The following is a 9076-nucleotide window of genomic DNA, read 5'->3' on the forward strand; positions in this document are numbered from 1 at the left end:
CGTCGCTGGCCCGGCTCGGCGCGGCGGCGCGCGGCCGGGCCGGGACGGTCGTGGAGGCGTGACGCGGGGTAGAGAACGATCAGCAGAGCAGCCGAGGAGCGACGACGTGCCCGATCCCATCGAAGTCCGCAAGATCCCCATCGAGAGCGTGACCGACGCGTCCGGGCTGGCCCGGCTGATCGACGACGGCGTGCTGGAGGCCGACCGCGTCCTCGCGGTGGTCGGCAAGACCGAGGGCAACGGCGGCGTGAACGACTACACGCGGCTGCTCGCCGACCGCGCGTTCCGGGAGGTGCTCATAGCGAAGGGCACCCGTCCGGCGGAGGAGGTGGCGCGCGTGCCGCTGGTGTGGTCGGGCGGCACCGACGGGGTGCTGAGCCCGCACGCGACCGTGTTCGCGACCGTCGACCCGGCGAAGGCGCCGCGCACGGACGAGCCGCGCCTGTCGGTCGGCGTCGCGATGAGCGAGGTGATCCTGCCCGAGGACATCGGCCGCCCGGCGATGGTGGAGACGGTCGCGGCGGGCGTCCGCGACGCGATGAAGATCGCCGGGATCGACGACCCGGCCGACGTCCACTACGTGCAGACCAAGACGCCGCTGCTCACCCTCGACACCATCAACGACGCCAAGTCGCGCGGGCACGACGTCGTCACCGAGGACACCCTGAAGTCGATGGACATCTCCAACTCGACGACCGCGCTCGGCATCGCCGTCGCGCTCGGGGAGATCGAGCCGCCGTCGGCGGAGCAGATCCACAAGGACCTGTCGCTGTTCTCGTCGGTCGCGTCGTGCTCGTCCGGGGTGGAGCTGGACCGGGCGCAGATCGTCGTCGTCGGGAACGTGCGCGGCATCGGCGGCCGCTACCGGGCCGGGCACGGTGTGATGAAGGACGCACTCGACGCCGACGGCGTCTGGGACGCGATCCGCTCCACCGGTCTGGAGCTGCCGGAGCGGCCCCGCACGTCCGACCTCGGCGACCGGCTCGTCAACGTGTTCATCAAGTGCGAGGCGGACCCGTCCGGGTCGGTGCGGGGGCGCCGCAACATCATGCTGGACGACTCCGACGTGCACTGGCACCGGCAGATCAAGGCGTGCGTCGGCGGCGTCGCGGCGTCCGTCACCGGCGATCCGGCGGTGTTCGTGTCGGTCGCGGCGGTACACCAGGGCCCGTCCGGCGGCGGAACCGTCGCCGCGATCGCCGACCTCGGTTAACGGCCCGGCACGATGTCGGATACAGGGAGTATCCGAATCGGTACCCACGGCGGTCGCCGGAGGCTATAGCCTTCCTGCCGTGTCCGGACTGACCATTCCCGAATCCCGGTTCCCCGGGGACGACGGCGGCGCCGATCCCCGGCTGTGCGAGGCCCTCGCCGGATACGCGGCCGGGCGCGTCGGCCAGCACGCCGTGCTGCGGCGGCTGCAGAACGCGCGGCTGCTCGTGCCGATCGTCGCCGTCCTCACCGAAGAGGAGGACGTGGAGCCCGGCGAGCTCCGCCGGGAGAAGTCCAGCGACATGGCCCTGCCGACGCTGATCGGCGACGACGGCCGCCGCGGCGTGCTCGGCTTCACCTGCATGGACACGATGAAGGCGTGGCGCGCCGACGCCCGCCCCGTCGCGGTCCTCGCCGGCGACGCGTGCCGCGCCGTCCTCGACGAGGGCGCGGACGCGCTGGTCGTGGACGTGGCGGGCCCCGTCCCGTTCGCGGTGGAGGGGCTGCGGCTGCACCTGCTCGCCGAGGGCCGGCCGGTCCCGCCGCCGCACGAGGACCCGGACGTGCTCGCCGCCGTCGAGGCGGCGTTCGGCTCCGACCAGGCCGTCACGGGCGTCCGGCTCACCGAGGGCACGGCCGCGGAGCTGGCCGTGCGGTTCTCGGTGGTGCCGGGGCACGACGAGCGGGTCACGGTGCAGCGGGTGTCGGACCGGCTCGCCGAGGTGCTGCGCGGCCGGATCGTCGGCGGCGTCGAGCTCAGCGTCGTCCGGCGGGGCTGACGGCCCGGAAAACCATTGGCGCCCGGCGGAGCGCCGTCGGCATGCTGGGCCGATGCACGAGATCGACGTGGACGCCTTCGCCGCGGACGGCTTCGCCCGGGTGCCGGAGGCGTTCCCCCGGGACCTCGCCGCGGAGTGCCGCGCCATCCTCTGGCGCGACACCGGCTGCGATCCCGGCGACCGCACGACCTGGACGAAGCCGGTGGTCCGGCTCGGCGGGTACGCGCAGCCGCCGTTCCGCGCGGCGGCGAACACGCCGCGCCTGCACGCCGCCTACGACGCGGTGGTGGGGAAGGGCGCGTGGGAGGAGCCGGGCGGCCTCGGAACGTTCCCGATCCGGTTCCCGAGCGACGCGGAGCCGGGCGACGACGGCTGGCACATCGACGCGAGCTTCCCCGGCGACGACCCGTCCGACATCTGGGGTCACCGGGTGAACCTGGCGTCGAAGGGGCGGGCGCTGCTGATGCTGTTCCTGTTCTCCGACGTGGGCGAGGACGACGCCCCCACCCGCATCCGCGCCGACTCCCACCTGGACGTCCCGTCGATCCTGGAACCCGCGGGCGACGAGGGCGTCGCCTTCATGGACCTCGCGCGGAAGGCCGTGCCCGCGTCGGAACACCGTCCCGTCGCGTTCGCGACCGGGCGGGCCGGTGACGTGTACCTGTGCCACCCGTTCCTGGTACACGCCGCTCAGCCGCACCACGGCACGGAGGCCAAGTTCATGGCGCAGCCGCCGCTGACGCCGTCGGGGCCGCTCCCCGAATCGTCCCCCGTGTGGACGGCGATCCAGCGAGGTCTCGGGCGCTAACGCATCTACGCTTAGCCGCTCGACCCCGTTGGGAGAATCACCGTGCTCACCATGCAGGACGCCCTGATCCGGCTCACCGACCACTGGGCGGGGCACGGCTGCCTCGTCGGGCAGCCGATGAACACCGAGGTCGGGGCGGGCACGCTCAACCCGAACACCGCCCTGCGCGTCCTCGGGCCCGAGCCGTGGCGCGTCGCCTACGTCGAGCCGAGCGTCCGGCCCGACGACTCCCGTTACGGCGACAACCCGAACCGGCTCCAGACCCACACCCAGTTCCAGGTGATCCTCAAGCCGGAGCCGGGCGACGCGCAGGAGCTGTACCTCGGCAGCCTCGCCGCGCTGGGCATCGACCTGCGCGCCCACGACGTCCGGTTCGTCGAGGACGACTGGGCGTCGCCCGCGCTCGGCGCGTGGGGGCTCGGCTGGGAGGTCTGGCTGGACGGGCTGGAGATCACCCAGTTCACGTACTTCCAGCAGTCCGGGGGGATCGCGCTCGACCCCGTCTCGGTCGAGATCACCTACGGGATGGAGCGCATCCTGGTGGCGCTGCAGGGCGTCTCGCACTTCAAGGACATCGAGTACGCGCCCGGCATCTCCTACGGCGAGGCGTTCGGGCAGTCCGAGTACGAGATGAGCCGCTACTACCTCGACGACGCCGACATCGCGGCGAACCGGGAGCTGTTCGAGACGTACGCGGCGGAGGCGCGCCGGATGCTGGACGCCCGGCTGCCCGTCCCCGCCCACTCCTGCGTGCTGAAGTGCTCGCACGCGTTCAACGTGCTGGACGCGCGCGGCGCGATCGGCACCGCCGAGCGGGCCCGCGCGTTCGCGCGGATGCGGGGCCTCGCCCACGAGGTCGCCGCCCTGTGGGTCGAGCGCCGCGCCGAACTCGGCCACCCGCTCGGCGACGCCACCGTCTTCGAGATCGCCCTGGAGAAGTCGGTCCTTCCCGAGATCGCCGCACCGGCCGCGTTCGCGCTGGAGATCGGCGTGGAGGAACTGCCGCCGGGCGAGGTGCGGCCCGCGGCGGAGGCCGTCGCGGAACGGCTGCGCGACGGGCTGGAGGAGGCGGGCCTGCTCACCGACGCCTCCGAGGTCGAGGCCTTCTCGACGCCCCGCCGCCTCATCACCGTCGTCCGGGACGTGGAGCCGAGGTCCCCGGACACCGAGGAGGTCGTGCGGGGGCCGAGGCTCGCCGCCGCCTACGACGCGGCCGGGGAGCCGACGCGGGCGCTGCTCGGGTTCGCGCGCGGGCAGGGCATCGACGCCGCCGACGTGCGGGAGATCACCGCGGGCGGCAAGGAGTACGTGGCGCACGTCCGGACGGTCCCCGGGAAGTCCGCCGCGCACGTCCTCTCCGGGCTGCTCCCCGAGATCGTCTCGGGGCTGCGCGGCGGCAAGAACATGCGCTGGAACGTCCCCGGACTGTCGTTCGCGCGCCCCGTCCGGCGGGTGCTGGCCCTGCTGGGGCACCGGCAGATCGTGCTGGACGAACTGAACCAGGGCAGGACGACCGACGTCCACCGCACCGCCGACCCGTCCCGGGTGCCGGTGCCGGACGCGCTGTCGCTGGTCGGCGTCCTCCGGGAGCACGGCGTCGAGCCCGACCCGGCGCGGCGCCGCACCCGCGTCGTCGAGGACGCGCGGGCGCTCGCCGCGCGCCACGGCGGGACGGTCGACTTCGCCGCGGAGCAGGACCTCGTCGAGGAGATCGTCGACCTGGTCGAGGAGCCCGTCGCGATCCTCGGGTCGTTCGACGCCGCCTACCTCGACCTCCCCGAGGAGATCCTCACCACGGTCATGCGCAAGCACCAGCGGTACCTGCCGGTGCGCGGGCCGTCCGGACGGCTGCTGCCGCACTTCGTCACCGTCGCCAACGGCGAATGCGACCACGACGTGGTGCGGGCGGGGAACGAGGCCGTCATCCGCGCCCGCTACGAGGACGCCGCGTTCTTCTTCCGGCAGGACCTCCGCCGGACGCCGGACGAGATCAAGCAGGGCCTCGACCGGCTCACGTTCACCGGACGGCTCGGCTCGATGGCGGACCGGTCGGCCCGCATCGCCGCGATCGCCGCGGACATCGCCGACCGCACCGGCCTCGCCGGGGACGAGCGCGCGCCGCTCGCCCGCGCCGCCGCGCTCGCCAAGTTCGACCTGGCCTCGTCCGTGGTCATCGAGCTGCCGGGCCTCGCCGGGACGATGGCCCGCGAGTACGCCCGGCGCGCGGGGGAGGACGCCGCCGTCGCGCAGGCCCTCTACGAGATGGAGCTGCCGCGCTCGGCCGGGGACGCGGTCCCGGCGAGCACCGCCGGCGCCGTCCTCGCCGCCGCGGACCGCCTCGACCTGCTCGCCGGGCTGTTCGCCGCGGGCGCCGCGCCGACCGGCGGGTCCGACCCGTTCGGGCTGCGCCGCGCCGCGCTCGGGCTGACCGCGATCCTGCGGTCCGTCCCGCGCCTGGCCCCGCTCACGGTCGGCGACGGGCTCGCGGCCGCCGCCCGGCACCAGCCCGTCGAGGTGCCGCCGGACGCGCTCGCCGAGGCGGAGCGGTTCGCCGCGCGGCGGCTGGAGCAGAGCCTGCTGGACGAGGGGCTGCCGATCCCGGCCGTCCGGGCCGTCCGGCCGCTCGCGGGCGCCCCGGCCCGCGCCGCCCGCGCCGCGTCCGACCTGGTGGAACTGCTCCGCACGGACGAGTTCGCGCGGCTCACGACCGCGCTGCAGCGCGTGCTGCGGATCGTCCCCGAGGAGACGGAGGCCGGCTATGACCCGGGCCTGTTCACCGAGCCCGCCGAAGGCCGCCTGGCCGAGGCGTTCGCGCGGCTCCGCGACGGGCTCCCGGAGCGACCGCCGCTGCCGGAGTTCGCGTCGGCCGCGGCCGGGCTGCCCGGCCCGATCGACGCCTACTTCGACGACGTCATGGTGATGGACAAGGACCTGCGTCTGCGCGCGAACCGGCTGGGTCTCCTCGCCGCGATCCGCGACCTGGTCGTCCCGCTCCTCGACTGGCGCGAGATCGGCTAGCCCCGGCCGGCCTCAGTACCAGGTGACGGGGAGGCCGTGTGGCGCGCCCTCGCCGAGGACGCGCCGCTCGCCGCCCGGCCACAGCCGCACCGTCAGCAGCGGGGTGCCCTGGATGTGCGTTTCCTCGGCAGCCGCGCCTCCGGCGCCGCCGCGTCGAGCGGGGCGAGGTCGCAGCCGAGCCGCGCGGCGATCCGCAGCGGGACGGCCGCAGGGGGCGCGCCGCGCCACGCGTCCGGCAGCACGACCGGGGAGTCCGGCCCGTGCCCGCCGCCGTCGAACGGCAGCCGGTAATGGTCGGCGCGCAGGTTCAGCCCGGCGCTCGCGCCGGTCTCCAGCAGCCGGGCCGGCAGCCCGGTCGCGGCGGCCACCGCGAGCAGCCCGCCGATCAGCGGCGCGGCTCGGCCGACCTCGTTGGTCTGCGGCGGGTCGGCGAGGCCCGCGCGGACCTCGGTCGCGTGCCGGGCCAGCACGTCGCGGAACGCGGGCCACGCCAGCGCCAGCGCGCTGGACGCGCGCCCCCCGAGCACCCCGGCGACCGGCCCGCCTCCGCCGGTCCGCCCGCCGGGCGGCCCCGTCTTCGTCAACAGTCACCGTTGTCGCCGCCCGCGTCCCGCGGTCATGATCAAAATACCTGGGATGGAAGGGGTCAAAGGTGACAAACCTCCACGATGGACGGGAGTACCGCGCGCGCGGCTGGTGGCGGGACGGGACGTTCCTGGACGACCTCGCCGCGCGGGCCGCCGCCGCGCCGGACCGGCCGGCGGTCGTCAGCCACTTCTGGGAGACCGCGGACGGCCCCGACACCGTGCTGACCTGGGCGCAGCTGGCCGAGCGGGTGGAGCGCTGCGCCGCCGGCCTCGCCGCGCTCGGCGTCCGCCCCGGCGACCGGGTCGCGATGCAGCTGGTCAACCAGTGGCAGGCGACCGTCCTCGCGCTCGGCTGCGGCCGCGCGGGCGCGGCAGTGGTCCCGTACTACATCGCCTCGGGCGCCGCCGACACCGAGTGGATCCTGCGCGAGTCGGGCGCGGTCGCGGTCGTGTCCCTGGACGAGGTGCGCGGCCTCGGCATCGCCGCGACCATCGCCGGGATGCGCGACCGGCTGCCCGCGCTGCGGCACCAGATCGTCGTCGGCGGGAAGGTCCCCGAGGGCGCGGTCGGGTTCGAGGACGGGCTGCTGGCCTCGGACGCCGCGCCGCCCGAGCACCGTCCCGGCGGCGACGACGTCTTCCAGATCATGTACACCTCGGGGACGACCGGCCGCCCCAAGGGCGTCCGGCACTCCTTCAACACCCTGTACGCGATGGCGCGCTCGTTCAGCGTCCCGCTCGGCCTCGGCCCGGACGACGTGCTGTCCACTCCGTGCATCGTCGGCGGGCAGGGCGGCTGGCTGTACGGGATGCTCGCGCCGCTCGTCGCGGGCGCGACGGCGGTGTGGGCGGACGCGTTCAAGCCGGGCGACTTCCTCGACCTCGCCGCCGGGTACGGCATCACGACCGCGTACTTCACCCCGCTGATCCTGGACGAGTTGGTCGCCGAGCAGCGGGAGAACCCGCGCCCGCTCGCGCTCCGGCACATGGTCACCGGCTCCACGCCGATCCCGCCGGGCCTGCCCGCGCGGTTCCGCGAGACGTTCGGGTTCCCCGTCCGCCCGCTGTGGGGGATGACCGAGAACGGCGGCGTCACCATCGGCCGCGACGGCGACCCGCCGGACTGGGCGGCGCGCAGCGACGGCCGCCCCGTCGACTGGATGGAGGTCCGGCTGGTCGGCGAGGACGGCGCGCCGGTCGACGGGCCGGGGCGGCTGGAGGTGCGCGGCGCGAACCTGTGCCTCGGCTACGAGGGCGCCGACGACGTCTTCGCCGCGTCGCTGCACGACGGCTGGTTCGCCACCGGCGACCTGGCCCGGCCGGACGGCCGCGGCGGCATCAAGATCATCGGCCGTACCAAGGACATGATCAACAAGGGCGGGCTGCACGTGCCCGCAGTCGCCGTCGAGGAGGTGCTGCGCGCCCACCCGCGGGTCGCCGAGATCGCGGTCGTCGGCGAGCCCGAGCCGCTGCTCGGCGAGACCGTCGTCGCCGTTGTCGTGCCGGACGGCGAGCCGCCCGCCCTGGAGGACCTGCACCGCCTCGTCCGGGAGGCGGGCATGACGCCCGGCTACGAGCCGGACCGGCTGGAGGTCGTCGCCGCGCTGCCGAAGACGCCGACCGGGAAGGTCCGCAAGCGCGCCATCGAGGAGGAACTCGCCCGCCGGGCGAGCACCGCCGCCGCGCCGTGAGCCCGTCCCGGCGCCGGGCGCTGGCGCTGACGTCGGTGATCCTCGCCAACGTGATGGCGGTGATCGACTACAACATCGTCAGCGTCGCCATCCCGCGGCTGCTGCGCGCCTTCCCCGGCAGCACCCTCGCCGGGCTGTCCTGGACGATCACCGGCTACACCGTGGTGTTCGCCGCCGTGCTGCTGCCCGCCGGCGGCATGGCGGACCGGCTCGGGCCCAAGCGGATCTTCCTCACCGGGCTCGCGGTGTTCACCGCCGGCTCGGCCGCCTGCGCGCTCGCGCCCGGCCCGCTCGGGCTGGTGCTCGCCCGGCTGCTGCAGGCCACCGGCGGCGGCGCGGTCGTCGCGCTCGCGATCTCCGTCGGGCTCAGCGAGTTCCCCGGCCGCGCCGGGCACGCCTTCGGGCTGCTCGGCGCGGTGTCCGGGATCGCCGGGGCGAGCGGGCCCGCGCTCGGCTCGGCGCTGATGGCGCTCGGCGGCTGGCGCTGGATCTTCCTGATCAACCTGCCGCTCGGCGCGCTCGCGCTGGCCTGCGGCGCCGCCGGCATCCCGCCCGGGACGCGGACGGGACGCGGCCTGCCCGACCTCGCCGGAGTCGCGCTGCTGGCGGGCGGCGTCGCCGCGCTGGTGCTCGGGCTCGTCCAGGGCCCCGAGTGGGGCTGGACGGCCCCGGCGGTCCTCGGCGCCGCCGCCGGCGGCACCGCGCTGACCTGGCTCGGCGTGCGCCGGTCGGCGCGCCACCCGCGTCCGGCCGCGGACGTCGCGCTGCTGCGCGCCGCGTCGACGGCGGCGGGGAACGCGGCCATGGCGCTGATGAGCGTCACCCAGTTCGCGGTCGCGCTGTGCGTCGCGCTGTACCTCACCGAACGGTGGGGCTACTCGGCGCTCACCGCCGCGCTCGCGCTCACCCCGGGCCCCTTGACCTCCGCCGCGGTGTCCTGGTGCGCCGGGCCGCTGGTGCGGCGGGCGGGCGCGCGGTCCG

At 75.5% G+C, this 9076-nt stretch carries 7 protein-coding genes; 6 read left to right on the forward strand and 1 reads right to left on the reverse strand.

The features are described from left to right. Positions 1-106 precede the first annotated feature (106 nt). The 4 genes from F9B16_RS46160 to F9B16_RS46175 all read left to right on the forward strand — a co-directional run bounded on the left by F9B16_RS46160 (position 107) and on the right by F9B16_RS46175 (position 5817). Entirely contained in the window at positions 107-1213 is a 1107-nt protein-coding gene (locus F9B16_RS46160) for a barbiturase (RefSeq protein WP_151546615.1), read from the forward strand. A 79-nt stretch (positions 1214-1292) separates the two neighbouring features. Then, the gene (locus F9B16_RS46165) at positions 1293-1991 is read left to right on the forward strand and encodes an SseB family protein (protein ID WP_151546616.1); all 699 of its coding nucleotides are present in this window, start codon (positions 1293-1295) and stop codon (positions 1989-1991) included. 52 nt (positions 1992-2043) lie between these two features. After that, positions 2044-2799, forward strand: coding sequence for a phytanoyl-CoA dioxygenase family protein (locus F9B16_RS46170; RefSeq protein WP_151546617.1), 756 nt, complete (start codon positions 2044-2046; stop codon positions 2797-2799). A gap of 51 nt (positions 2800-2850) precedes the next feature. Next, positions 2851-5817, forward strand: a complete 2967-nt coding sequence (locus F9B16_RS46175) for a glycine--tRNA ligase (RefSeq protein ID WP_151546618.1) — start codon at positions 2851-2853, stop codon at positions 5815-5817. A gap of 92 nt (positions 5818-5909) precedes the next feature. Here the strand turns inward: F9B16_RS46175 and F9B16_RS46180 are convergent, their stop codons facing one another. Continuing rightward, positions 5910-6401 (reverse strand): DUF2332 family protein, encoded by a 492-nt coding sequence (locus F9B16_RS46180; RefSeq protein ID WP_225992543.1) that lies wholly within the window; start codon positions 6399-6401, stop codon positions 5910-5912. Between the two features lie 68 nt (positions 6402-6469). Between F9B16_RS46180 and F9B16_RS46185 the strand changes: the two genes are divergently transcribed. Beyond that, on the forward strand, positions 6470-8095 hold the full coding sequence (locus F9B16_RS46185; RefSeq protein ID WP_151546620.1) for an AMP-binding protein: 1626 nt from the start codon (positions 6470-6472) through the stop codon (positions 8093-8095). After that, positions 8092-9076 (forward strand): MFS transporter (locus F9B16_RS46190; RefSeq protein ID WP_151546621.1); only part of this gene is annotated, 985 nt, incomplete at its 3' end. The genes F9B16_RS46185 and F9B16_RS46190, both read left to right, overlap by 4 nt.

It is taken from the genome of Actinomadura montaniterrae (assembly GCF_008923365.1).
GTDB classification, from domain to species: Bacteria; Actinomycetota; Actinomycetes; order Streptosporangiales; family Streptosporangiaceae; genus Spirillospora; species Spirillospora montaniterrae.